Below are 22,423 nucleotides of genomic sequence, written 5' to 3' on the forward strand. Positions count from 1 at the left end.
CTGGCACAATCAAGGCTGTGACAGTTGGTTGTGATAGTGACACACTCATTGCCCGCAGGTAATGGCAGATTGCCTAGAGTGAGGATGTCAGATACAGACTGGGTAACTAAATCCGGTTACTGCCACAGTCTCTTGTTTGCCGTGCATCACCAGGTAATTTTTATGCATCCCCAACTCATTACTTCTTCTGTCGGCACCCATTTTCAGACTGTTTATGCGTGCCAAACTGGAAAATTTACCCAATCTGCTATTCACGTTCAGCCTGCGGCTAGCAGCCGTCCTTATGCTACTGGCGCAGCCACGCTGGCTGACAGCAATCAGCCTGACAGCGGCTTAGTCGAATATATTCAATCTGAGCTACAGGTTGAGCAGTCTGTTCGCCCCAAGCAGGCGGCCAAGACAGCCCAGCGCATGGCCGCTGAAGTTGAGCGCATCTGCACCAAGAGTCGTCGCATTCAGGCTTCTGGCGAAGTAGCAACCTGGCAGCGCTCTTTAGCCCAGCACCGAATTCGTAAGTGTCTGGATTTCTATCGCCTGGGTTCTCAAGGGGGCCGGGTGGAACTTCACAGCCGCTTGAGCGCGATCGCCTACCGCTATATTGCGCCGAGTCAGGCACAGCTAGGCTTCCAGGGGCGCTATACGCTGCTAGAAGACTTCATGCAGGGCTTTTATGTAGAGTCCCTGAAAGCCTTTCGCCGCGAAAACGAGTGCGCCGCTGACTATCAGCCTCGGACTCGCCTAGAGCTAGCTGAATATATGGGATTTACCGAGCAGTACGCCAAGCGCCGGATTGCGCTACCCGGCTGTCACAATCAGCAGTTGATCATTTTGCGGGCACAGGCTTTTGCCAAGCGCCAGCCCAATGAAACCTCCATTGACATGGAGCAGGCTATGGAGTCAGCCAGAGACGAGGCGGGGGAAGATGCCCTGCGATCGCCTGCGGTGCAGCAACTGCGGCAGCACATGGTATCTGAGGCCACTGATCCCTCTGAGCAGGTCATTCGCAACCGGGTGATCCAGGAGCTAATTGCCTATCTGCACGAGCAAAAGCAGTCTGACTGCGTAGACTATCTGACGCTGCGCCTGCAGGATATGGCAGCGGCGGAAATCGATGAGGTGCTGGGAATTACCTCCCGCGAGCGCGACTATCTGCAGCAGCGCTTTAAGTACCACGTAGAGAAATTCGCTCAGTTTCACCAGTGGGAGCTAGTGCATCAGTGGTTAGGCACTGACCTAGAGCGCCGCTTAGGACTGTCCCCGGAGCAGTGGCAAGCGTTTCAAACCCAGCTTACGGCCCCGCAAAAAAAGCTGCTCGACCTCAAGCAGCAGCAGGCCAAAGATCCAGAAAACTCTCAGCTCAGCGACCAGGCGATCGCCCAGCAGCTCAGCTATACCCCCAAGCAGCTCCGCCGTCACTGGGGACAGCTCATCAGCGCGGCCTGGAAGCTGCGCAACCAGGTCTAGAGGCTTAAAGAACGGAACCTATTATGAAGCTTCTTCAGCACCCTCGTGGGGGGGTTCAAACTTATAGCCAACCCCCCGCACTGTCTGAATTAGGGCTGGCTGGGTCGTGTCAATTTCAATCTTCTTGCGAATCTGGCCGATATGCACGTCTACAACCCGCTGATCGCCCACGTATTCGTAATCCCAAACCTTCTGAATGAGCTCCGTCCGTCGCCAAACTCGGCCCGGATGACTCGCTAAGAAATGCAGCAGGTCAAACTCTAAAGCAGTTAGGGGTACCAAATCCTCATTAAGCGTCACTTCTCGCCGCACCGGATCAATGGCTAGCTGATTAAACGTGAGACGCTGCTGTTCTGCCGCCGTGACCGGGCGCTGCCGCTTCAAAATAGCGCCAACTCGCACTTCCAATTCGCCCAAACTGAAAGGCTTAGTTAAATAGTCATCTGCCCCTTGATTAAAGCCACGAATCTTATCTGCTTCATCAGTGCGGCTGGTCAGCATCAGGATGAACACCCCGGTGCGGGCCTGCATTTCCTTGCAGAGATCATAGCCATTGGCGTCAGGCAGGTTGACATCCAAGATAACTAAGTCTGGGTTAAACTGCTCAAATATGGCAAGAGCCCCTTTCCCATCCTCAGCAGCTTCCATTTGGTAACTCTGCTTTGACAAAAAGCGATAGATGAGATTGCGGATTGCCGGATCATCATCAACAACAAGAATCTTGGCAGCAGCCATAACCGTTAAAACCTTGCAGTAAGATAGACAGCGCTTTGTCGGAGGTCAGCTCAATCCGCTATTGACTGGCTAATCCGAAAGCTTTAGCTTTAAATCTATTTCATAGATTTCAGTTCAGTTCAGCGAAAAAACTTCAATCTTGTCATAACCTCATAGTCAATTTAACTGAATTCTCAAGATAGATGAAATTTTCTTGAAGGAAAGAATGCAAAACTGCCCAAAACTCCATCTTTCAGCAGGTAGTCTTTACAATCAATCTACAGCTTTGTTGCAGGGAAGCTTTCGATTTAGCAACTCCCTCGCTACACTGATGGCTAGGGGTTGATCAAGTTCAAGCTATGAAGGTTGATTGCTTTAGGCCCTGTTTCCATCCTGTTAACTTAGGCAATAGTACTATGCGGGGTCTCTCGGAGGTTCTCAGATGAGCGTTCAGAGTTCATACGAGATATTAGGCGTTACTGAAGCTGCCTCATTTGAGGAAATTCAGTCGGCGCGGGATCGCTTAATGGAGGCGTGTTCAGACGATCGCAGGGAAAAAGAGGCGATCGAATCAGCTTATGATGCCATCCTGATGGAGCGGTTGCGGCTGCGACAGGAAGGCAAAATTAAGGTGCCCGATCGGATTCGCTTCGCTGAGAAGTCGCCGGAGCCAGTGCTAAACTCGCCGCCAGCGGTGCCCCGCCCCAATGTAGCATGGCTGAATCAGCTACTCGACACACCAGAGCGCAAAGACATCCTGCAGCCAGCCGGTATTTTTGGCTTGCTGGCACTAGCAGGCTTTTATTCGCCTCCCTTAGCTTTGGCTTTGGGCGTGGCCTGTAGTGTCTACTTTCTGAATCGCAAAGAGCATAAGCTTTGGCGTTCAGTCTTGCTGGTGCTTTTGGGGTTGGTGATTGGCCTGACGCTGGGACTGACTGTCGGGCAACTGCTGATTCCGCAAGGGGCGGAGTTTGAGTTTGCCAGCCCGGAAGCCGTAGCGGCGCTGATTACATTTTTAGTTCTGTGGTTGGTCAGCAGCTTTTTACGCTAGCTGATTGGAGCTATTCAAGGCGTAAGCGAACGGCTAGGAGCAGCTAACTGAGGCGGACACTGGCTGCTGCAAAATTAGCTCAACGGCGGCTTTCAAATCTGGCAAGATCAGGGTTGGCTGATGAGTGGCGAGACGCTCGCGATCGCGAATGCCGCTCAAGACTGCGATAACCGGCACATTGTATTCGTGAGCCGCTAGGATATCAGCTTCCGTATCGCCAATCATCCAGGTAGTGGCTGCAGCGGGCAGTTCGGCAAGCGCCTGCCGCATCAGCCGGGGCTTGTCTTTCACATCTGCCTGCTTCACATAGCCGTTGTTGAGACAGTAGCGTCGGTTCTGAGGGAAAAAGCGGCCTAAATCATGCTGCTCACAGGCAATTTCTAGCTCTTGGTCGTGGCGCATCGTCATGACGGCTAAATCGATCTGAGCCGCCTGAATTCGCTCCAAAGCCGCGATCGCCCCTGGAATAGGCCGATCGTAGACCAGATAGGGCTGGGAATGCACCGTTTCCCGTCGCAGTCGGGCGAAAGCTTGCGCTTGTTCGGCAGTTAGCCCAGAGCGGCGACCAATCTCCCGCTCTGGAATTTGCGCCCGTTTGCAGCGCCAAAATTCAGTTCTGCTGAGCTGCTGTACTGCCTGATCTGCCAACCGAGTAGTCTCAAGGCAGTACTGGTAGACCTGATAGTACCGCTCCGAAACATCCATAATTGGCCCGTCAAAATCAGTGATGATACGCAGCATAGGCAGTTCGTAGAACATGAACTTTTATTACAGGCTATCCCATATTCTTAGCTTTTTCAGAAATTTACAAGCTACCGCGTCTCTGCTGTTCCCGCTCAATTGCCTCAAACAAAGCCTGAAAGTTGCCTTCACCAAATCCTTCCACCAGCCGCCTCTGCCCGGCCACCTGATAAAGCTGACGCTCGATAATTTCAAAAAAGAATGTCGGTTCAGCAAAAATTGGCTCTGTGAAAGTTTGCAGCAGCAGCGCCTGGGGATATTCAGGCAGCCAGTCAACTAAAATTTGCTGCTGGGCGATCGCCTGCCAGTCAACGCTAGATGGCGGAGCTTCTAAGCGCTGGTCTAGCTGCTGGTAGTAGGTTTGCGGCACTGAGATGAAAGGCACCTGATTTTGCTTAAAGGTGCTGATAGCCCTAACGATGTCCGCCGTACGGAGGGCCGCATGTTGAATGCCAGTCCCGCGATTGTAGTTCAGAAATTCTTGAATCTGAGAGTTGCCAGAAGTGGGTTCATTGATCGGTATTTGGGCTGTTCCTTGGGTATGCACCATGACCTGACTGCACAGCCCAGAATAGGCAGTCTGAATCTCAAAAGTCTGCTGACGGTTGAAGCCCAGCATTGACTCATACCAGCCAGCAGCGGCCCCCAGTTGGCCAGCGGCTACATTGAGGACGGCGTGGTCAATCGCGACAAAATCTGAGGCAGTTACAGATTCCCAAGAGTCTGCTAAAAACTGCCAGTGAGCCTGGGGACTCAGCAGCGGCACAGGTAAAGTCGCCGCTTTTGACTCGATTAGGGTGTGGCGCAAATCCCCCCATCCCTGCACCTGACACCACCTCAGATCAAGCCGTTGAGGATCTGTCTGGATCGGCTGCAGCAGTGGCGTATTGGCTGCTAGCGCCCGCGCCACAATTGGCTCTAGACTTTGCACTGAAAAGGCAATGTCAGCAACACCGGGCGGATGCTGCTGTAAATATTGGGATACAGGACTCTCTGCCGTCAAGGGAGCCGATATCACCACTCTAACGCCGCCGTTCTGTAAAACTTCGGTATGGGTGTGGGGGTCTAGCTGGGAAGCGATCGCTTGAAATCTGAGCCGCTGAGAAAACCACTGCCTCCAAGCGATCGCATTTTCGACGTAGAAGTGCAGATAGCAAATATCCATAGCTGACAGAAAAGTTGGGTTCTAACGCTAGGCTAAGGCTGAGGTTCAGGAAAAATGACTGCTGAGCGAATTAAAATAATCGGCTAGCTGACAAGGTCTAACTGGCTGCGAGTTACGACAGTTTGACGGGCTGCCAGCAGTAAACGGCAACGCAGATGATCTAGTATCTGCTGAAGGTTTGAAATTCCGGGGTTTATCCCCGCAAATCAGAAATTATTGCCCCAAAAACCGTCAGAAGAGAGAATACTCGGCTTTGGCATTTTTTTATGATAAGTAGCAGCAAATTACTAGGAACAGACTCTATGACATGGTATCGATCGTTCACTAGTCTACTGATCGCTGCGATCGCGGTGCTAACGATTAGCTGCAGTTCTGCTCAGCAAGCGGCTGCCCCCACCTATACCTCCACTCAAATCGAGCAAATTCAAGCTTACAGTCCTCGCGTCGTAGCCCTAAGAGAGCGCATCCCCGAACTGAAAGCCTACATTCAAGATCAAGATTGGATCAACGTACAGACTTTCGTGCATGGGCCTTTAGGAGAATTGCGAGCGCGCATGAATCGGCTGGCTCGTCAGCTTCTGCCCCAGGATCAAGCCAAGGCCAATGAGTTGGCCAAAGACCTGTATAACCATCTAGTCGCCATTGATGAGGCCGCCGTAGCCCGCAACATTTCAGTTGCTAAGCGCCAATATCAGCAAGCTATAGAAGATTTTGACGCCTTTTTGGAGCTGGTGCCTCAGGCCGAGCGCCTGTGAAAGAACGGGTCGTTGTGATTGGCTGTGGCGTAGTTGGGGCCACCCTGGCCTACGAGCTGAGCCAACTGCCGCAGCTAGAGGTTTGGGTCTGCGATCGCCAGCCTCCAGCTCAGGGAGCTACTGGCGCGGCTTTGGGAGTGTTGATGGGCATCATCAGCCATAAAGTTAAGGGGCGCACCTGGCAGCTAAGAGAAGCCAGCCTGCGGCGCTACGAAAGCCTCATCCCTGAGCTAGAAAATCTTACTGGCAAAACGATTCCCTTTAACCGTCAGGGCCTGCTCAGCCTCTGCTTTGATCACGCTAAAATTCCCAAATGGCAACAGCTACAGCAGACCCGCCAGGCCCAAGGCTGGCCCTTAGAAATTTGGTCGCCGTCATTGCTGCAAACTCACTGTCCCGCTCTCAATGTTGAGTCAGTTGAGGCCGCTATCTATTCTCCTCGCGATCGCCAGGTCGATCCCACCGCCCTAACTTTGGCCCTCGTGCAGGCAGCTCAGCTCAACGGCGTCAATTTTCAGTTTGACTGTGCAGTACAGGCAATTGTCTCTGCAGCCGGGGATCATGCCTCCCAGGTGCAGACCGACGTGGGGGCGATCGCGGCTGACTGGGTCATTGTTTCAGCCGGACTGGGATCTGAAGCCCTAGTGGATCGGGCCGTTTCGCTCATTCCTGTCTTGGGCCAGGCCGTGCGCCTACAGCTAGAAACGCCGCTAGGCAACGCTGACTTTCAGCCCGTAATCAATGGCAATGACATTCATCTGGTGCCGCTGGGTCAAAATCAGTACTGGATTGGCGCGACGGTGGAATTTCCGCCAGAGACGCCACTAGAAACCCTAGAACCTCAGACAGAGCGACTAGAGGCAGTCATTCAAGGGGCGATCGCCTACTGCCCGGCGCTAGCGAGCGGCAAAATCTTACAAACCTGGTCGGGACTGCGACCCCGGCCCCAGGGTCGCCCGGCACCCGTGATTGAACAGCTAGCGAGCAACCCAAACGTCATCTTAGCCACAGGCCATTACCGCAACGGGGTCTTACTGGCTCCGGCCACGGCCCAGCAGGTGAAGCAGCTCATTACCGCATAGAACCGCGCCAAACCTAGACGCTGCGATTCCAGAACGGACAACATGCCATAGACTAGAGAAACAGACCGATCTAGGAGTTAAGGTGGCACTAGAATCCTCCTGGCAGGAGATGCTTACGTCAGTGGGAATGACGGCTGAAAAGCTGGCCCGCAATCTGAAACAAAGGCAATCCCGCTCAGTCCAAGCGAACGTACTCTCTGCGCAGACGCTTTGGCTGATTGGGCTGACCGGATTTGTCGTAGCCACATTTAACTGGCGACTGCTGTTGGCAATGTCAGTAGGCGCGGGGTCTGTGCGCTTAGCTTACTGGCTCGCTGATGACGCTCACTGGCAACTGATAGCGGAGATTGGCGAAAATCTCTGGCAGCAGATTAAACAGCCTGCGGTTCTAGCAGGGGCAGGTGGGTTCACGGCCACTCTTGGCACTTACGGCGTGCTATCCCTTTGGGCCACCGTAGATAATCCTTGGCTTGCTTTGGGACTGCTAACCCCGACGGCCCTAAGTATCGCCACGCTGGCTTTACTGCTTTGGCAGTTCAAAGCAGGTGACTCAGACAAAGGCAGCGATCCGCATCAGCTTTTAGGCCAGCTTACCCAACCCGATCCCCTGCGGCGTTTAGTCGCTATTCAACAACTGCTGCACTGGGTTGAGCAAGCTCCAGCAGCAGCGTTTTACACGCTCTCGGTGCGATCGCAAATCACGGACTGCTTTCGAGTGCTGCTGGTTCAGGAAAGCGATCCCATCGTGCGGAATGCGCTGCGGCAGGGACTGCGATCGCTTGCGGTCCAGCCGCCGCAGCTAGGCAAGGGAGCACCGCCGCTCCAGCTAGAAGCTCCTATCAAGGCAGTTGAACAGCGATCGCCGCTGCGCCGCTCTCAGGTAGAGTACGTTGAATCCATTCACTAGCGTCTCCGAAGAAAGCCTAAAAAGTTGGCTGAGATAGCAACATCAGGGCGTATGCTAAAAAGTCCTGTTGGCTATTGAGTACCCGTCACTATGGATCGCTTTCGCGTCGAAGTCATTGCCCAAACGCCCCAGCCGCAGCAGGCAATCTATGCGGCGATGCACCAAGATTACGCCGAAGGATTTGTCGCTGATGAGCGCGATCGCTTTCCTGACGAAGCTAAGGCTGGCGAACTGGTTATCCGCAATCTGCTCAAAGGGGGTCGTGGCCACTATGGCCCTCTAGAACATCCACAAATTGTCCTTAACTGCGGCTGGTTTCCCCACTCCACCATGCAGCAAATCCGCACTCATCGTGTGGGCGTCAGTTTCGATGTGCAGTCATTTCGCTATACAGGAAGCCGTATCTTAGAAGTGATTTCAGGCGATCGCGAAGTGGATGACGTTTTTTATTTGCGACCTTTAGGTTTTTATAGCGATCGCCAGGGCAAGCGCTATGAGTATACTGCCGAGCAGCGTCAGCAGGATCTTGACTGGTGTCTGGAAGCCTGCCGCCGCTATCAGCAGCGGATTGAACAAGGCTTTTCGGAAGAACACGCCCGCGGCCTGATTCCGTTCGATGTGCGGCAGCACTGGGTAATGTCAGCCAACGTGCGATCGCTGATGCATTTGCTAGACTTGCGTTGGAAAGCAGATGCCCAACTGGAGGCCCAAAAGCTTTGCGAATACATTTGGCCGCACTTTCAAGCGTGGGTACCTGCGATCGCCCAGTGGTATGAAGACAATCGCCTGAAAAAAGCGCGGTTAGCCCCCTAGCGCCTTAATACTCATCGGTATGGGGCGCGCTAGGAGCTGTCGCATCATTGAGCGACCAGTGGTACTCAACAGCAATACCGGAACTGCGACAGCTTTCCTCTAGCTGTTTTTGCTGGGACAGAGCCTTACGCAGCGTGAAGATCAGCTCTTGAATCTGCTGCTGCTGGGAGGAGCGCTGCTGCAGCGAAAACAAAGTCTGCCGCTCCAAAAGCTGCAGCAGCAGTTCGTAATGAATGTGGGAAGGCAGCGGAATTGGCCGATCCATAGGCTCCATAGGGCGGGGGCAGATAGTTTAAGTGAATAGCGCAGCGATCGCCTCGGTCGGATCGGGCTGCCGCATCAAGGATTCCCCAATCAGCACCGCCTGCGCCCCCGCTTTTTGCACAACTTGAATATCGGCTGGTGTAAACAAACCTGATTCGCTTACAACTAACACATCACGAGACTGCAGGATATCCCGCCGCTGGCCAATTATGGTTTCAGTTGTGGCTAGATCTGTCGTAAAGTTTTCTAAATTTCGGTTGTTAATGCCAATCAGCTGCACGCCATCAATCGCCAGCACCCGGTCTAATTCTTCTAAGATGTGTACTTCGACTAAAGCCCCCATTCCTAAAGCTTTGGCAATGCGGATAAAGTAGCTCAAATCTTCATCAGAGAGCACCGCCGCAATCAGCAACACGGCATCAGCACCACTCACCCGCGCCAGATAAATCTGATAGGGATAAATCAGGAAATCCTTACACAGCAGCGGCACATCTACGGCGGCCCGCACCGCCGAAAGATAGGTAAAATCCCCTTGAAAAAACTCTTTGTCGGTCAGGACAGACAGACAAGTAGCCCCCCCGGCCACATAGGCTTCGGCGATCGCCACTGGGTCAAAATCAGCGCGAATGATACCTTTACTGGGAGAAGCTTTTTTTACTTCTGCAATTAGCGCTGGCTGAGTTTTTCCCTGCCGCAGCGCCTCAATAAAGCTGCGAGGCGACTCAGTTGTCAGCACCCGTCGCTGCAGCTCAGCCAAAGAGAGCTGTTCCCGCATCTGAGCAACTTCAGCTTCTTTATGCCAGACAATTTTCTCCAGGATGTTGCGCGGTTCTGAGCCAGGAATCCGCACCTGATAGCTCAGCTCCTGCACTTTGACAGATGGATTGGGGGGGCGGCGACGAATCTTCATAAGCGCAAACTCGGTAGCAATAGGGGCAGGCTTGTAGCCAACTACATCTGACTAAGCATGAATTAGCTAGACCTGTACTCGCGGTAAAACCTTTCAGCGTCTCTAGTGGACAACCTCAGCCCGCTTGAAAGCTTCGTCAAGCACCTCTGAAAGGGTGGGGTGGGTATGAACCATAAAGGAGAGATCTTCTACCGATATCTTCTGGGCGATCGCATTAGCCGCTTCCTGAATTAGGTCAGAGGCGTGCAGCCCAATAATGTGCGCCCCCAAAACCTCACCCGTGTCTTTGCGATAGATTACTTTAGCCAGTCCCTCAACTTCTCCCTCCGCTAGAGCCTTAGAGTTGCCCTTGAAATAGGTGCGCACCGCATCTACCTGAAAGCCTTCCTGCTCAGCCAGTTCTTGAGCGGCTGGCTCAGTTAGCCCCACAAAGCTAACCTCCGGATGGGTAAAGGCAGCGGCTGGAATACTGCGATAGTTGACCTGACGCGGGCGATCGCAAATATTTTCCACCGCGATAACCCCCTGAGCGGAAGCGGCATGAGCCAGCATCATTTTGCCCATCGCATCGCCAATGGCCCAGAGGTGCGGTACCGGCTCACCATCCCGGAGGACAGCTAAATGCTCGTTTGTGGGAATGAAGCCGCGCCGATCAAGCTCTACACCAATGCTCTCAAACCCTAAATTCTTGGTGGCCGGGATGCGGCCAGTTGCCACTAAACAAGCATCAACTTCTAAAACTTCTTTGACTTCTTTAGTTTTAGGATCTGCCAGCTCAATCACCACTGGAGAACCTGGCTTGACCGTTTTGGCAATCAGGCCCACCTTGGTTTCAATATCACGGGGATTAATCAGCACCCGCTGGGCAATTTTGGCAATATCGGGATCAAACGTTGGCATCAGGCGATCGAGTGCCTCAATCATAGTCACTTCCGATCCCAGTGCCGTATAAATATCGGAAAACTCTAGCCCAATGTAGCCGCTGCCGATGATGGCAATCCACTGAGGCAGCCAGTCTAACTTGAGGGCTTCGTCGCTGGTAAAAACAGTTTTGCCATCCAGCTCAATTCCGGGCGGCACGAAGGGCACCGAGCCACTTGAGAGCAAAATATCTTTGGCGGTGAGAACCTGACTGCCGGATGACGTCTCAACTACGACCTTTTGCTCCCCTGCCAGCTTGCCCCAGCCCTGAATGATATCTACGCCCAACCGAGTGAGGCTGTTGCCCATATCGCCTTGAATCTTGCTGACCAGATCTTTGGCATGGTCTGCGATCGCCTGTCGCTCAAACGAGACGTCTCCCACCTGAATGCCCAGCGATTTGAGATGGTGAGCATCCCGCAGCTCTCTCACTCTGCCGGAGGCTGCTAGCAGCGCCTTAGAAGGAATGCAGCCGCGATTGACGCAGGTACCGCCCATGTCTGCTGCTTCGATAATGGCGGTCTTAAGACCACACTTAACAGCATGCAGCGCGGCACCGTGTCCACCCACGCCAGCCCCAATAATCACTAAGTCGTAATCGAACGCCTGACTCACGTCCCTCTCCTGCATCCAAATAGGCCAATCTAGGCAATTGCTAACATCGCTAATGTCTAAGGATGTTAGTCATACCATAGCTATCGTTACACAAAATTACACGCTTCCAACTGTTGCTCAGCAGCTCATGGCTGAATCAGCGGTTGGCGCAACGTGATTTTGTCATTAGTTTTGGGCATGTTCTAGAAATTCAGCCCTAGGTTTAATAAATTTGCGCTTTTATCCGGTTGATGTCTGTATCTATTAGCAACTAAGTTAAATATCTCAAGGGGGCATCTTGGATGAACGTTAGCAATCACAGACTTTCCTTATCGGCTTCTGGAGCAGATTTTATGCCAGATCCCCTGAAAAATCAGCGCCAGTCTGCTGCCAAAGAGTTTAGACAATCCTTGGCTGCCCTAGAGGCTTTTTTAAACTCGGTAGAAGCAGAGCAAGGTTCCGCCAATACCGCTTCAGAAACATCCTCACCCCAGAAGGGTGCGAAACAGTCCATCGATTTAGCAGCCCTAGAAGAGGCGGCTGCCGACATTGAGCGCTACATGGAAGATCAGTCTCACTCATCGCCTGAGTCCTCTTCTGAAGATTAGCGGTCCGATCGATTTTGCCGCTGGCGCTGGGCCTCAAATAGGATAACAGCAGCGGCGATCGCGACATTAAGCGATTCAACCTTGGGACTTACTGGGATGTTGATAATGTCCGTTGCTCGTTCAGTAAGGGCTGGAGAAAGTCCGCCTCCCTCATTGCCTAACAGCAAAACGGTTGGTCTAGATAAATCGCAGCTCCAATAGTTTTTAGAAGCTGCCGCCGCTGTAGCCAGTATCTGAATATCGGCGCGACGCCACTGGTCAATTTGCTCCGGCAGGTTGGGACTCACCTGCATTGGCAGATTGAACCACTGACCTACCGTTGACCGCAGAACTTTGGGATGGGCCAGATCAACACTGTCTTCACTGAGCCAAAGTCCATCAGCATTAACCGCCACCGCTGTGCGAATGATTGTTCCCAGATTGCCCGGATCTTGAATAGTCTCCAAAACCAGTCCTAGCTGAGGCTGACTAGGACAGGGATAGTAGGCTTCATCAGGGGCATAACGGGCCGTGGCAATGACGCCATCTGGCGTTACCGTCGTTGCCATTGCTTTCAACACTTCTGGCGCAACCTGTTCATGACGCTCAGCCTGGGCGATCGCCTGCTGCCAAAGCTGGGGATGCTGTTCTTGCCACAGAGCCGTATAGCAAACTATCTCAATGGGATATTTAACTGAGCAGGCCGCCTCGAGCAAATGAGTGCCTTCGATTAAGAACCGCTGCTGCGATCGCCGCTCTTTAGTCTGGCCTAGCTTGCGAATTTGCTTAACTAAAGGATTTTTGAGGCTGGTGAGCATCGGCGGAGAAAGATTGAATGGCAGCAATTGAAAAAGATTTGGCGGCAAAAACGGCGAAAAATGACCCATTCATCGCAAAAATACAGAAAAAGTATAGATATTAAATATTTCGTTGGAGAATGCGAGCAGTCATAAGACAATCTGACCGAATTATGGCTAATCATGCTCGCTGATAGCCACCCAAAATTTATCTATTGGCCATCCGTCAAAGCTTGATTTTTGCACCAAAATTTGCTGTCAATTCGGTAAAATTGACCTTTTCCCAACTGCCTGATGAGCCGATAAGCTCTTGCTCTATGCGGAACCCGGGACTTGAACCCGGAAGTTCTTAAGAACACTAGAACCTGAATCTAGCGCGTCTACCAATTCCGCCAGTTCCGCACTGGACGCAGTTATCACTGCGATTCATAATCATCCGGCAAAGGAGCACATTCGTCAACCTATAGAAACGCAAAAATTATTTAATTTTTTGTTGCCAATCCTTGACGGATTTCAGATCTGACAAAATACGGATATATCCTCTGGATGAGTTTCGGGTAGAATCTAACCGAAATTACTGCGCTGCACGTTTGGAGGACACTCCCATTACTTCCCCCATTATTACCCCCAACTCATCTGCTCCCAACGGCGCAAATAGCGTCCTCGAAATTTGGGGCAGACACACGCTAAGTGGACAAGTTCAAATTAGCGGTGCCAAAAATTCGGCTTTGGTGGTGATGGCCGGTGCTTTGCTTTGCTCCCAAGACTGCCGCATTCGCAACATCCCCTCCTTGGTCGATGTGGCTCGTATGGGTGAAGTTCTCCTGGCGCTAGGCGTCAAGGTGGAGCACAGCAATGACACGCTCACCATCGACTCTAAGCACCTGAGTCATTCCCGCGCGCCTTATGAACTGGTAAGCCAGCTCCGGGCCAGCTTCTTTGTGATTGGGCCGCTGCTGGCCCGTTTAGGCGTAGCCCGCGTTCCTTTACCCGGCGGCTGTGCAATTGGGGCGCGCCCTGTAGACCTACACGTACGGGGTCTGCGGGCGATGGGCGCTGAAGTACACATTGATCACGGCACGGTTCATGCCTGCGTCCGGGGCAGTCGGGGCCGTCTACAGGGCGCCCGGATTTACCTGGACTATCCCAGCGTGGGAGCAACGGAAACGCTGATGATGGCGGCTACCCTAGCTGAGGGGGAAACAATTATCGAAAATGCAGCCCAGGAGCCTGAGGTTGTCGATCTGGCTAACTTCTGCCGGGCTATGGGAGCGCGAATTCGCGGCGCTGGCACCAACACCATCACTATTTCTGGCGTGCCTAGCCTCCACTCCACTGACTACAGTATTATTCCCGATCGCATCGAAGCTGGCACCTTCCTAATTGCTGCCGCCATCACCGGCTCTGAAATTACCCTAGCCCCCGTCATTCCCGATCACCTTACCGCCGTCATCGCCAAGCTGCGCGAAGCCGGAGCTAAAATTACGCCTGAGGTACACAACCGCCTGCGGATTAAGGCCGGATCTCAGATTTTGGCCACCGATACGCAGACTCGCCCTTTCCCAGGGTTTCCCACTGATATGCAGGCTCAGTTCATGGCGCTAATGACGCTGAGCAACGGTAACAGCATGATCACAGAGACGGTGTTTGAAAATCGTCTGCGTCATGTGGGAGAACTGGTCCGCATGGGCGCGGACGTTCGGATGAAAGGCAACTGCGCTATTATTCGCGGCGTTCCCTATCTAGCGGGTGCCCCCGTAACAGCAACCGATCTCCGCGCTTCTGCGGCGCTGGTGATTGCTGGTTTGGCGGCAGAAGGTAAAACTCAGATTCAGGGTTTACACCACCTCGATCGCGGTTATGACAACCTAGAGCATAAGTTATCTAAGCTGGGTGCTAAGCTACAGCGGGTTGAGTCGGAAATGCCGGAAGAGGCCGCTAAGCCGGTTGAAGCTGCTGTGACAACACCTGCAGGTGAATAAGATTCGGTTATTTCGCCTCCGGGCTAGCCTATAGCCTCGCTATACTGACAGGAAGGCCACTTGCTGTCAGTACTTTGGCTATAAACTTACAGTCACGCTGAGATGAACGTTTCTAAAACGCTACTGGTCGGGCTAAAAGCAGATCATTTTCGCCATCCACTGGATTTGGAGGCGACTCAGGCGCTAAAGCAGCTCCCTGGACTGGATGTTTTGGTGCGCAACCTGGTTGGGCCAATTGCCGAGCAGTTTTTCTACCTAGAAAATATTGCCTCTAGCGTTTTGGTCAGCGATCGCCAGCTACCTCACCTGCACCAACTCCTACAGGAAGCCTGCCGCATCTTAGATCTTGAACTTCCCCAGCTCTACATTCGCCAGCATCCTGTCCCCAATGCTTATACCTTTGCTATGCGGGGCAAGCAGCCGTTCATTGTGGTTCATACGGCTCTGATTGATTTGCTGACACCGCCAGAAATTCAGGCGGTAATTGCCCACGAACTCGGTCATCTCAAGTGCGACCATAGCGTTTACCTGACGCTGGCCAACATTATTACCCTTGCCGCTAGCCAGCTCCCGATGGGGGCGGTGCTAGTGCAAAACTTCCAGTCTCAAATTCTGGAATGGGTACGCTGCGCAGAATTCACCTGCGATCGCGCGGCTCTACTGGTCACCCAAGATCCAAAAGTAGTGGCTTCTCTGCTGATGAAGCTTTCCGGCGGTTCGCCGACCCTAGCGCCTCAGCTCAACCTAGAGGCTTTTCTGGAACAGGCGCGCTCTTATGATGCCATCAGCAATTCGCAGATTGGGGAAATGCTCAAGCAGGCTCGCACCAGCGAGATGACCCATCCGGTTCCGGTTTTACGAGCTAGAGAGATTGATCGATGGGCCAGCAGCCGCAATTATCAACAGCTTTTAAATCGGAGCTTAATTCAGTATAATGATGAAACCCATCTCAAGGGCGGATGGCGGAATTGGTAGACGCACCACACTCAAAATGTGGCGGCTTCGGTCGTGAGAGTTCGAGTCTCTCTCCGCCCATGTTTATTAAATTACTAGGAGAACGCCGATGTCACAGCTCAAACGGTGGGAGTCTCCTCGCCGGCGAGGACGTAACCACAAAGGAAAAGGCGGCTCAGCCCGTCAGCGCCAAAAGATGAAGCAGCGACAGCTCTGGCGGCAGCGACTTCAGCAGCCTGACCCATCCGATAAAACACTGACAATAGAGAGCAAGAGAGAGGTTAACCTCTCTCTTTTTTTATGCATTTCTTCGGTTCTCTCAGCCAAATCTTTCCGCCACAATAAAGTGACTGAGGGTTCAGTCGTTAGAACTTCACGAAGTCTTGTTCATAAGTTTTCGCTCTGAAGCCAACCGGGTCAAAGAACGCACTCCGGATTTGGGCACCTTAGTATTACGCAATCCTTTATTTTTGGGTAAATTGCTTTGAAAGAGGACGTTGGCAAGCAACTATCTTCAGTTTCAGTTATGCCCGCGCCAGCAGCGGGAAGTTCCTACCTAGTTACGCTTTGTACTCACAAAAGAGAATCCTTGTTTGGCGGTTCAAGCAGCAGCGTAATTGAACTCAACCAGCTAGGAGAAATTGCGGCGGATGAATGGGTACGCTCAGCAGCTAGACACCGGGAAATTCAGTTAGATCAGTGGATAGTGCGGCCCGACTGCATTCAAGGCATTATCCTTGTTAAGTCAACCATCACCCTAGATGGAACGAATCGTCACCGCTCTCTTACAGTTTCAAAGCCCCGCGCCCTCTCCGCTTTTGTCGCCGGTTTTAAAGCTGCTGCTGCTAAGCGAATCAATCTGCTGCGCAATCAGCCGGGTAGCCCGGTTTGGGAACGCAGCTATCAGGATCAAAAAATTGCCGATGTCAGAGATCTCAATCGTCTGCGACAAAGACTAGAGCCGATGGCTTTTCCTTTCTATAGCTATTAGACATGCGGCGGATGAAAGGCGTTGTGTCTGGCAGTAAAAAGCTTTAAGTTAAGTACGCTATCACTAGCCAACAATGCCCTTAACCTCATGGCCGGACAAGTTCATAGGATCTCCCATCCACTGATTCAGCACAAGCTGACTCTGATGCGCCGCGCTGAAACCAGTACCGCCAAGTTCCGCGACTTACTCAAGGAGATCAGTATGCTGCTGGCCTATGAGGTGACGCGCGATCTGCCGCTGAAGACAGAAACTATTCAGACGCCGCTGATGCCAATGGCAGCACCTGTGCTAGCCCCAGACAAAAAGATGGTGATCATTTCCATCATGCGAGCGGGACAGGGCATTTTAGACGGCATTTTGGAGCTGATTCCCTCGGCCCGCGTTGGTCACATTGGCTTGTACCGGGACCCGCGCTCTCATGTCGTGATTGAATACTATTTCAAAGTGCCCCACGACATTGCCGATCGGGATGTACTGCTGGTAGATCCGATGATTGCTACGGGGAATACGGCAGTGGCGGCGGTTAACCGCCTCAAGCAAATTCAGCCCCGATCAATTCGCTTTGTCTGTTTGCTAGCGGCTCCAGAAGGAGTTGAGCAGCTCCATGCCGTACACCCCGATGTTCCCCTCTATACGGCTGCCATTGATGACAAGCTAGACGAACACGGCTACATTTTGCCGGGGTTGGGAGACGCAGGCGATCGCCTGTTTGGTACGCGCTGAGCTTTTGCAAGCATTTCCTCTAAAGACGTAGCATCAGGCCGAGGCTTTGAGTCGGTGTTAAGTTTGAGAAACTCTGCTGCAAGCTGGCTTAGGATGGGGGCAGCTACGTTTCTGTCTATCCGCTTACTGCCCTTTGCTTGTGTTGGATATTCGTCAGTTCTTCCAAGCGACTAACCCAGCGCGATCGCTGGATCCTAAAGATCCCAGGGGTTTGCCATAGGACTTAATCAGACTGATGTTTGCCGCAAACCCCTGGGATCTCCCCTCAGCTAGCTCAAGCGCTCCCTACTCCTCAACCATCTCAACCAGCTCCTCCACCGTCACCCCAAACACCCGCGCAATTTTCATCACCGCTGTCAGATCCACCGTCGCCATTCCCGCCGATCGCGTATAGGTTTTCAACGTGCTGTAGACCACTCCCGAGCGCTCTGAGACTTCCTTGATCGTCCAGTTCCGCTCAGCCGCCAGTTCTCGTATTTTTAGCCGAATTAATCCCACAGCCCAAAGGCTTATTCTGCAACAATTTCTACGAGATCTTCGACAGTTATCCCAAACACCTGCGCGATCTTTATCACAGCCGCAATATCGGCCATTGCCATGCCCTCAGACCGGGCATAGGTCGTCACAGTCGTGTAAGGCACATTCGCCCGAGCCGCTACCTCTTTTAAAGTCCATCCATTTTGCTTTGCCAACTCTCGAATCCGCAGCTTGACTAACCCCATATCTCTAGTTGACAAGAACGAGATCTCAGCCTTTAATAGCTATATCGAGAGACCGAGATCTCGTCTCTCTAGTTTGTGACATCACAAAAGCACCGCCCTCCGGCCTCGCAAACTGAAGGGCGATGCTTATTCCACCGAAAAATCGGAGATAGTCATCATGATATCAGGGCAACAGCCACCCCGCGTGGCCCCACCTCGCCATGCGTCAAATTATCAAACCCAGCTTCATCCCTGGTGCATCATCCGCCACCTGCCCAAAAGCCAGTGCATCACCGTCGCTCGCCTGCGCCGCCGCAACGACGCCGAAGCCCATCTGCGCGTCCTGCGCCGCCTCATCCCCCAGGCCCAGTTCACCCTCCTCTTTGATCCTCACAACCCTGTAACCGGATCTTCTCTAGAAGCGTTGTCGTAAAGAGGCGATCGCCCGTCGAAAAAATGCAATTAAGGTTGAATACACGCCAAAAAGTTCGGGTTCGCCCACCTGAAGCCCTCTAGGCAACTGTTTTATAGTAAAGCTGTACAAAACTTTTTTTAAGACAGCAACCCCTATGGCTTTATTTGGACTTGGCAAAAAAACGGAAATGCCCTCCGCGGACAAAGCGCTACCCGGACGTGAAGAATCCATGCCAGTGCCTGAAAAGCACTTTGTCAACGGCAATCGCCTCACCCCGCCTTATCCAGATGGCCTGAAAACAGCTCTGTTCGGCTTGGGCTGCTTTTGGGGAGCTGAGCGCAAATTCTGGCAGCTAGACGGCGTTTACTCCACGGCTGTCGGCTACGCGGCGGGTCACACGCCCAACCCAACTTACCGCGAAGTCTGCAGCGGCATGACCGGACACAACGAAGTCGTCAAGGTCGTCTATGATCCTGAGAAGATCAGCTATCAAGAGTTGCTCAAAGTTTTCTGGGAAAGTCACAATCCAACCCAGGGAATGCGTCAGGGTAACGACGTCGGCACCCAATATCGTTCCGGCATCTATGTCTATTCTGAGGAGCAGCGGCAGCAGGCTGAGGCTTCCCGCGCAGCCTACCAGCAAGCTCTGAAACAGGCTGGCTACGGCGACATCACGACTGAAATCATAGAAGCTCCTGAGTTTTACTACGCCGAAGACTACCACCAGCAGTATCTCGCCAAGAATCCTGGTGGATACTGTGGTCTAGGTGGCACAAACGTTGCCTGCCCTATCGGGCTTGAGGTAGGCGTCGAGTAAGTTGGTTACTTAGAACTTAATAGCTGTCGGCTGGTCATTGCTAAAGGCATGTGGCCAGCTTTTTGGTTTGAGCAAACTCACATTTTCCTGAAAGTTCAGTCAGCACGCTGAAGTCAACAGTAAGCAGCCTGCACAGCTTCAGGATGAGAGCTGCCGCTAAATTATGAGAAAACCATTAACTATTTTGCTGTTTTGTATCGTTCACCGATCGCCCATGAACGTTTTCAACTTCGCCGAGGTCTGAGCTTTAAAAAGGTACCCTAAGAGGGGCTGCAAAGCTGCTTTGGGGCGCATCATCCTAGAAGCATCAACGACATCGCTACAACCGGAGACTTTAAGCATGAAATCCGCTCCTACCCAAGAAAATATCGTCGCTCGCGTATTGGGCGAATCTACTTTCGCAACCCTCGGCTTTCTGCTTTTGATTGTGCTGTTGGCCTAAAGCGTAAACAGCTCAAACTCAAGCAGCAACGCCACATTTGAGCATTCAGTTTAAAGGACAGTAGCCGCAGACAGCTTAGAAGACTAAAACCTTTACAAAAGGCCCTTATTTCCTGAGCATAGAAAAGGTTTAGAAAATACGTTAGGAGCAGGTATCTGTGGAACGCACGTTTCTGATGGTGAAGCCCGATGGAGTGCAGCGCGGCTTGGTGGGCGAAATTATTCGCCGCTATGAAGCCAAAGGCTTTACCCTAGTTGGCCTAAAGCTAATGCAGGTTTCTCGTGAGCTAGCTGAAAAGCACTATGATGTTCACCGAGAAAAGCCCTTCTTCAGTGGCCTGGTAGACTTCATTACTTCTGGCCCAGTGGCCGCAATGGTCTGGGAAGGCGAAGGAGTTGTGGCCTCGGCCCGCAAACTCATCGGGGCGACAAATCCGCTTTCAGCAGAACCCGGTACGATTCGGGGTGACTATGGCGTTACCATTGGCCGCAACATCATTCACGGTTCAGATGCGGTGGAAACGGCGCGTTCAGAAATCTCGCTATGGTTTAGCGAAGAGGAACTGACAAGCTGGGAACCCACTATGAAAGGCTGGCTGTACGAATAGACGAGAGGCTGCGTCTAGACTCGAATAACAGATCTGGCAGGCTGGGTGCCGCACTCGTGGCATTCAGCCAAACCTGGAGCAGTTTTGAGCAGCGGCGCGATCGCTCAAAACCGCAGCCTGTTTGCTGCCTTCAAGAAGCCGCGTCGTCTTTAGCTAAAGGCACCATCTCAGGCTGATTTTCACTTGCATTAGCCGGGTCTTGTACCTGAGCGTGAATGGTTTGCCCATTAGATGAGCTGTCAGGGGCCGACGAGGGCTGCACCGAATCGCTGAGTGAGGCTGAGACAGCTTCGCGATCGCTAGCAGCTAGTTCGGCTGGCTCATCGGCGGGAGCAGGCCGCTTTTCAGAGAAGCCCCAGATAAAGAGCGCCGCAATTAGGCTCACCATCAGCCATTCTGGCGGAACCCAGTTCTCATTGATGACCCGAATTAGCAGGCGGATACCGACTAGGGCGACGGTGATAAAGCCCGCATCTTCCAGATGAACATAGATATCCAGCCAGCCGATAAACAGTTCGGCCATAAACCGCAGGGTAATCACCCCAATCGCCCCGCCGAGTAAAACTAGCCAAATCTCTCGCGAAAGCGCGATCGCAGTAGTAACGCTATCTAGCGAAAAGGCTAGGTCTGTCAGGGCAATCATCGGCACAGCCTGCCAGACGGACTCAAACCGGGGGCCGTGGTGCTGGGCGTCTTCGTCTTCGTCGGAGGCAAAGTACTGATAGACCAGCCACAGTAGGTAAAGCGCGCCCAAAACCTCAAACTGCCAAAATTGCAGCACCCATCCTGCCGTTAGAATAAGACAGACGCGCAAAATGAAAGCCACTATCAGCCCCACGTTTAAGGCGCGGCGCTCCATCTCTTTAGAGGCTAAACCCTGGGCGATCGCTGCTAGCGCAATAGCATTGTCGGCTGATAAGACTGCCTCCAGTGCAATCAGCACTAAGAGCAGCAGCAGCGTATCCATCCCGATGTTAGGGGAAAATTCTAGTAGACGATCTAGGGGCATTCGAGGCGGTAGGTGAGGTGAACTAAAACAGTGAAAAGCGGAGGGCTAACGGTTAGCTTTGGTCAATGTTGGCTGCTTTTAGCGCTTCAATAAAACCCGTAAGGGTTGTCTGCTATACAGTTTAGTGACTTCTGAGACACCTGGTGATCCATTCTTTGATTCAGCAATTTCGCGATCGCTATCCTATGGGTAGCCTAACAGCAGATCTGCTGATGCTGCATGACGGGCAATACATTGTTAGAGCTGTTGTGCAGCTAGAGCGGTCAACGGTCGCCACCGGCATGGCCGCCAGTTCTGAGCTGACCGCCGCAGAAGATTCAGCTAAAAACCGCGCCCTGCAGTCCCTGGGCCTGACTGCTCAGTCTGCGCCTACAGCTATACCTTCAGAGATTGCCTCGGCAGCCGAGGCAGTTTCTGACCCAGAATCCACGCTGCCATTGCCGCCTGCGGCAGCGGCGACAGTCAAAACTACGCCCTTTCCAGAACGGCCACAGATTGCCGCGCCGCCGCCCATGAGTCCTCCCCCAGCCCAGAAGACGGACGCGGCCTCACCCTCCCCTGCGCCTGCCCCCGCCGAACCGATTTCGCAGCCCGCTCCCGTCTCACCGGCGCCGCCTCAGCCTGATGTCTCTGAAGCGGCAGAGCTGCCTTTTCCCGACACCGGGCCAATCGATCTGTCAGATATTTTGGCTCAAACTGACGTAGAGCTACGACGCTTAGGCTGGTCGGTGCAGCAGGGACGAGAGTTTTTAGAGAAAACTTACAGCAAGCGATCGCGCCACGATCTCAGTGACGAAGAACTGATGGACTTTTTGCTGTATCTAGAAGGACAGCCCTCTCCTATTGAGTACTAGGGATTTGCAGCTAGAAATTTGCAACTAGAAATTTGCAGCCCGTAGGCGATAAAGCCCAAATTTGATCTGCTTGATCGAGGTTGAGGAGTTCATTACGCCTTGATCAGTACCGGAGAAGTGTACGGTCATCCAGCAGATTTCATGTCAGAATTTAGGACTGTAA

26 protein-coding genes and 2 tRNA genes are annotated in these 22,423 nt (G+C 52.7%); 17 read left to right on the forward strand and 11 right to left on the reverse strand.

Annotation, left to right across the window (positions count from 1 at the left end):
* The first annotated feature begins 84 nt into the window (after positions 1 to 84).
* Complete coding sequence (locus tag QJQ48_RS15290) at positions 85 to 1,464, forward strand: hypothetical protein (protein ID WP_346292110.1); 1,380 nt, start codon at positions 85 to 87, stop codon at positions 1,462 to 1,464.
* A gap of 21 nt (positions 1,465 to 1,485) precedes the next feature.
* Here the strand turns inward: QJQ48_RS15290 and QJQ48_RS15295 are convergent, their stop codons facing one another.
* Complete coding sequence (locus QJQ48_RS15295) at positions 1,486 to 2,199, reverse strand: response regulator (protein WP_346292111.1); 714 nt, start codon at positions 2,197 to 2,199, stop codon at positions 1,486 to 1,488.
* 421 nt (positions 2,200 to 2,620) lie between these two features.
* Here QJQ48_RS15295 and QJQ48_RS15300 point away from each other — a divergent pair, with 421 nt between their 5' ends.
* Positions 2,621 to 3,229, forward strand: coding sequence for a CPP1-like family protein (locus QJQ48_RS15300; RefSeq protein ID WP_346292112.1), 609 nt, complete (start codon positions 2,621 to 2,623; stop codon positions 3,227 to 3,229).
* A gap of 33 nt (positions 3,230 to 3,262) precedes the next feature.
* Here the strand turns inward: QJQ48_RS15300 and QJQ48_RS15305 are convergent, their stop codons facing one another.
* Positions 3,263 to 3,970: an HAD family hydrolase gene (locus QJQ48_RS15305; RefSeq protein ID WP_346292158.1), complete on the reverse strand. Its 708-nt coding sequence runs from the start codon at positions 3,968 to 3,970 to the stop codon at positions 3,263 to 3,265.
* A gap of 64 nt (positions 3,971 to 4,034) precedes the next feature.
* Positions 4,035 to 5,135 (reverse strand): 4-hydroxyphenylpyruvate dioxygenase, encoded by a 1,101-nt coding sequence (hppD, locus tag QJQ48_RS15310; protein WP_346292113.1) that lies wholly within the window; start codon positions 5,133 to 5,135, stop codon positions 4,035 to 4,037.
* Positions 5,136 to 5,437: 302 nt separating this feature from the next.
* On the opposite strand from hppD, the gene psbQ reads away from it, so the two are divergent.
* From psbQ to thyX, 4 genes are all read left to right on the forward strand, one after another.
* Positions 5,438 to 5,890: a photosystem II protein PsbQ gene (gene psbQ, locus QJQ48_RS15315; protein ID WP_346292114.1), complete on the forward strand. Its 453-nt coding sequence runs from the start codon at positions 5,438 to 5,440 to the stop codon at positions 5,888 to 5,890.
* Entirely contained in the window at positions 5,887 to 6,972 is a 1,086-nt protein-coding gene (locus tag QJQ48_RS15320; RefSeq protein ID WP_346292115.1) for an NAD(P)/FAD-dependent oxidoreductase, read from the forward strand. The genes psbQ and QJQ48_RS15320 overlap by 4 nt, the downstream gene beginning before the upstream one ends.
* Positions 6,973 to 7,054: 82 nt before the next feature.
* Positions 7,055 to 7,879: a hypothetical protein gene (locus tag QJQ48_RS15325; RefSeq protein WP_346292116.1), complete on the forward strand. Its 825-nt coding sequence runs from the start codon at positions 7,055 to 7,057 to the stop codon at positions 7,877 to 7,879.
* 90 nt (positions 7,880 to 7,969) lie between these two features.
* Positions 7,970 to 8,692, forward strand: coding sequence for an FAD-dependent thymidylate synthase (gene thyX, locus QJQ48_RS15330; RefSeq protein WP_346292117.1), 723 nt, complete (start codon positions 7,970 to 7,972; stop codon positions 8,690 to 8,692).
* A 4-nt stretch (positions 8,693 to 8,696) separates the two neighbouring features.
* Here the strand turns inward: thyX and QJQ48_RS15335 are convergent, their stop codons facing one another.
* The 3 genes from QJQ48_RS15335 to lpdA form a co-directional block, all read right to left on the reverse strand.
* Positions 8,697 to 8,957, reverse strand: coding sequence for a DUF5340 family protein (locus QJQ48_RS15335; protein ID WP_346292118.1), 261 nt, complete (start codon positions 8,955 to 8,957; stop codon positions 8,697 to 8,699).
* Positions 8,958 to 8,984: 27 nt separating this feature from the next.
* Positions 8,985 to 9,866, reverse strand: coding sequence for an indole-3-glycerol phosphate synthase TrpC (gene trpC, locus QJQ48_RS15340; RefSeq protein ID WP_346292119.1), 882 nt, complete (start codon positions 9,864 to 9,866; stop codon positions 8,985 to 8,987).
* 102 nt (positions 9,867 to 9,968) lie between these two features.
* Complete coding sequence (gene lpdA / locus QJQ48_RS15345) at positions 9,969 to 11,402, reverse strand: dihydrolipoyl dehydrogenase (protein ID WP_346292120.1); 1,434 nt, start codon at positions 11,400 to 11,402, stop codon at positions 9,969 to 9,971.
* 332 nt (positions 11,403 to 11,734) lie between these two features.
* On the opposite strand from lpdA, the gene QJQ48_RS15350 reads away from it, so the two are divergent.
* Positions 11,735 to 11,989 carry a hypothetical protein gene (locus tag QJQ48_RS15350; RefSeq protein WP_346292121.1) on the forward strand — a complete coding sequence of 85 codons (255 nt, stop codon included), beginning with the start codon at positions 11,735 to 11,737 and terminating at the stop codon, positions 11,987 to 11,989.
* On the opposite strand, the gene QJQ48_RS15355 is transcribed toward QJQ48_RS15350, so the two are convergent.
* Positions 11,986 to 12,786, reverse strand: a complete 801-nt coding sequence (locus QJQ48_RS15355; protein WP_346292122.1) for a TrmH family RNA methyltransferase — start codon at positions 12,784 to 12,786, stop codon at positions 11,986 to 11,988. The two genes, QJQ48_RS15350 and QJQ48_RS15355, sit on opposite strands and share 4 nt — an antisense overlap.
* A gap of 297 nt (positions 12,787 to 13,083) precedes the next feature.
* Positions 13,084 to 13,167: transfer RNA gene (locus tag QJQ48_RS15360), tRNA-Leu, on the reverse strand.
* A gap of 188 nt (positions 13,168 to 13,355) precedes the next feature.
* Between QJQ48_RS15360 and murA the strand changes: the two genes are divergently transcribed.
* The 6 genes from murA (at position 13,356) to upp (ending at position 17,415) form a co-directional block, all read left to right on the forward strand.
* Positions 13,356 to 14,747, forward strand: a complete 1,392-nt coding sequence (murA, locus tag QJQ48_RS15365; protein ID WP_346292123.1) for a UDP-N-acetylglucosamine 1-carboxyvinyltransferase — start codon at positions 13,356 to 13,358, stop codon at positions 14,745 to 14,747.
* Between the two features lie 102 nt (positions 14,748 to 14,849).
* Positions 14,850 to 15,722 (forward strand): M48 family metallopeptidase, encoded by an 873-nt coding sequence (locus tag QJQ48_RS15370; protein ID WP_346292124.1) that lies wholly within the window; start codon positions 14,850 to 14,852, stop codon positions 15,720 to 15,722.
* Positions 15,701 to 15,782, forward strand: a tRNA-Leu gene (locus QJQ48_RS15375). The genes QJQ48_RS15370 and QJQ48_RS15375 overlap by 22 nt, the downstream gene beginning before the upstream one ends.
* A 28-nt stretch (positions 15,783 to 15,810) precedes the next feature.
* The gene (locus QJQ48_RS15380; protein WP_346292125.1) at positions 15,811 to 16,107 is read left to right on the forward strand and encodes a hypothetical protein; all 297 of its coding nucleotides are present in this window, start codon (positions 15,811 to 15,813) and stop codon (positions 16,105 to 16,107) included.
* 78 nt (positions 16,108 to 16,185) lie between these two features.
* Positions 16,186 to 16,692 (forward strand): hypothetical protein, encoded by a 507-nt coding sequence (locus tag QJQ48_RS15385; RefSeq protein WP_346292126.1) that lies wholly within the window; start codon positions 16,186 to 16,188, stop codon positions 16,690 to 16,692.
* An 87-nt stretch (positions 16,693 to 16,779) separates the two neighbouring features.
* On the forward strand, positions 16,780 to 17,415 hold the full coding sequence (gene upp, locus QJQ48_RS15390) for a uracil phosphoribosyltransferase (protein ID WP_346292127.1): 636 nt from the start codon (positions 16,780 to 16,782) through the stop codon (positions 17,413 to 17,415).
* Positions 17,416 to 17,700: 285 nt separating this feature from the next.
* Here the strand turns inward: upp and QJQ48_RS15395 are convergent, their stop codons facing one another.
* Together QJQ48_RS15395 and QJQ48_RS15400 are read right to left on the reverse strand one after the other, a co-directional pair.
* On the reverse strand, positions 17,701 to 17,913 hold the full coding sequence (locus QJQ48_RS15395) for a helix-turn-helix domain-containing protein (protein ID WP_346292128.1): 213 nt from the start codon (positions 17,911 to 17,913) through the stop codon (positions 17,701 to 17,703).
* A gap of 11 nt (positions 17,914 to 17,924) precedes the next feature.
* Positions 17,925 to 18,137: a helix-turn-helix domain-containing protein gene (locus QJQ48_RS15400; RefSeq protein WP_346292129.1), complete on the reverse strand. Its 213-nt coding sequence runs from the start codon at positions 18,135 to 18,137 to the stop codon at positions 17,925 to 17,927.
* Positions 18,138 to 18,294: 157 nt separating this feature from the next.
* Between QJQ48_RS15400 and QJQ48_RS15405 the strand changes: the two genes are divergently transcribed.
* The 3 genes from QJQ48_RS15405 to ndk all read left to right on the forward strand — a co-directional run bounded on the left by QJQ48_RS15405 (position 18,295) and on the right by ndk (position 20,397).
* Positions 18,295 to 18,549, forward strand: coding sequence for a hypothetical protein (locus tag QJQ48_RS15405; RefSeq protein ID WP_346292130.1), 255 nt, complete (start codon positions 18,295 to 18,297; stop codon positions 18,547 to 18,549).
* Between the two features lie 136 nt (positions 18,550 to 18,685).
* Positions 18,686 to 19,348, forward strand: a complete 663-nt coding sequence (gene msrA, locus QJQ48_RS15410) for a peptide-methionine (S)-S-oxide reductase MsrA (protein ID WP_346292131.1) — start codon at positions 18,686 to 18,688, stop codon at positions 19,346 to 19,348.
* A 599-nt stretch (positions 19,349 to 19,947) separates the two neighbouring features.
* A complete protein-coding gene (gene ndk, locus QJQ48_RS15415; protein ID WP_346292132.1) occupies positions 19,948 to 20,397 on the forward strand; it encodes a nucleoside-diphosphate kinase in 450 nt (149 codons plus the stop codon).
* Positions 20,398 to 20,527: 130 nt separating this feature from the next.
* Here the strand turns inward: ndk and QJQ48_RS15420 are convergent, their stop codons facing one another.
* Positions 20,528 to 21,406, reverse strand: a complete 879-nt coding sequence (locus QJQ48_RS15420; protein ID WP_346292133.1) for a TerC family protein — start codon at positions 21,404 to 21,406, stop codon at positions 20,528 to 20,530.
* A gap of 155 nt (positions 21,407 to 21,561) precedes the next feature.
* Here QJQ48_RS15420 and QJQ48_RS15425 point away from each other — a divergent pair, with 155 nt between their 5' ends.
* Entirely contained in the window at positions 21,562 to 22,260 is a 699-nt protein-coding gene (locus tag QJQ48_RS15425; protein WP_346292134.1) for a hypothetical protein, read from the forward strand.
* Positions 22,261 to 22,423 lie beyond the last annotated feature (163 nt).

Source organism: Sphaerothrix gracilis Ecp01, from assembly GCF_030405905.1.
Taxonomy (GTDB): domain Bacteria; phylum Cyanobacteriota; class Cyanobacteriia; order Phormidesmidales; family Phormidesmidaceae; genus Sphaerothrix; species Sphaerothrix gracilis.

Bases quoted from the DNA above. Each gene is read 5' to 3' on its own strand.
- QJQ48_RS15355 (WP_346292122.1), bottom strand. From the start codon at position 12,786: ATGCTCACCAGCCTCAAAAATCCTTTAGTTAAGCAAATTCGCAAGCTA.
- QJQ48_RS15335 (WP_346292118.1), bottom strand. From the start codon at position 8,957: ATGGATCGGCCAATTCCGCTGCCTTCCCACATTCATTACGAACTGCTG.
- QJQ48_RS15295 (WP_346292111.1), bottom strand. From the start codon at position 2,199: ATGGCTGCTGCCAAGATTCTTGTTGTTGATGATGATCCGGCAATCCGC.
- psbQ (WP_346292114.1), top strand. From the start codon at position 5,438: ATGACATGGTATCGATCGTTCACTAGTCTACTGATCGCTGCGATCGCG.
- QJQ48_RS15290 (WP_346292110.1), top strand. From the start codon at position 85: ATGTCAGATACAGACTGGGTAACTAAATCCGGTTACTGCCACAGTCTC.
- QJQ48_RS15400 (WP_346292129.1), bottom strand. From the start codon at position 18,137: ATGGGGTTAGTCAAGCTGCGGATTCGAGAGTTGGCAAAGCAAAATGGA.
- hppD (WP_346292113.1), bottom strand. From the start codon at position 5,135: ATGGATATTTGCTATCTGCACTTCTACGTCGAAAATGCGATCGCTTGG.
- QJQ48_RS15300 (WP_346292112.1), top strand. From the start codon at position 2,621: ATGAGCGTTCAGAGTTCATACGAGATATTAGGCGTTACTGAAGCTGCC.
- QJQ48_RS15420 (WP_346292133.1), bottom strand. From the start codon at position 21,406: ATGCCCCTAGATCGTCTACTAGAATTTTCCCCTAACATCGGGATGGAT.
- QJQ48_RS15305 (WP_346292158.1), bottom strand. From the start codon at position 3,970: ATGCTGCGTATCATCACTGATTTTGACGGGCCAATTATGGATGTTTCG.
- thyX (WP_346292117.1), top strand. From the start codon at position 7,970: ATGGATCGCTTTCGCGTCGAAGTCATTGCCCAAACGCCCCAGCCGCAG.
- QJQ48_RS15350 (WP_346292121.1), top strand. From the start codon at position 11,735: ATGCCAGATCCCCTGAAAAATCAGCGCCAGTCTGCTGCCAAAGAGTTT.
- msrA (WP_346292131.1), top strand. From the start codon at position 18,686: ATGGCTTTATTTGGACTTGGCAAAAAAACGGAAATGCCCTCCGCGGAC.
- upp (WP_346292127.1), top strand. From the start codon at position 16,780: ATGGCCGGACAAGTTCATAGGATCTCCCATCCACTGATTCAGCACAAG.
- QJQ48_RS15405 (WP_346292130.1), top strand. From the start codon at position 18,295: ATGATATCAGGGCAACAGCCACCCCGCGTGGCCCCACCTCGCCATGCG.
- QJQ48_RS15370 (WP_346292124.1), top strand. From the start codon at position 14,850: ATGAACGTTTCTAAAACGCTACTGGTCGGGCTAAAAGCAGATCATTTT.
- trpC (WP_346292119.1), bottom strand. From the start codon at position 9,866: ATGAAGATTCGTCGCCGCCCCCCCAATCCATCTGTCAAAGTGCAGGAG.
- QJQ48_RS15380 (WP_346292125.1), top strand. From the start codon at position 15,811: ATGTCACAGCTCAAACGGTGGGAGTCTCCTCGCCGGCGAGGACGTAAC.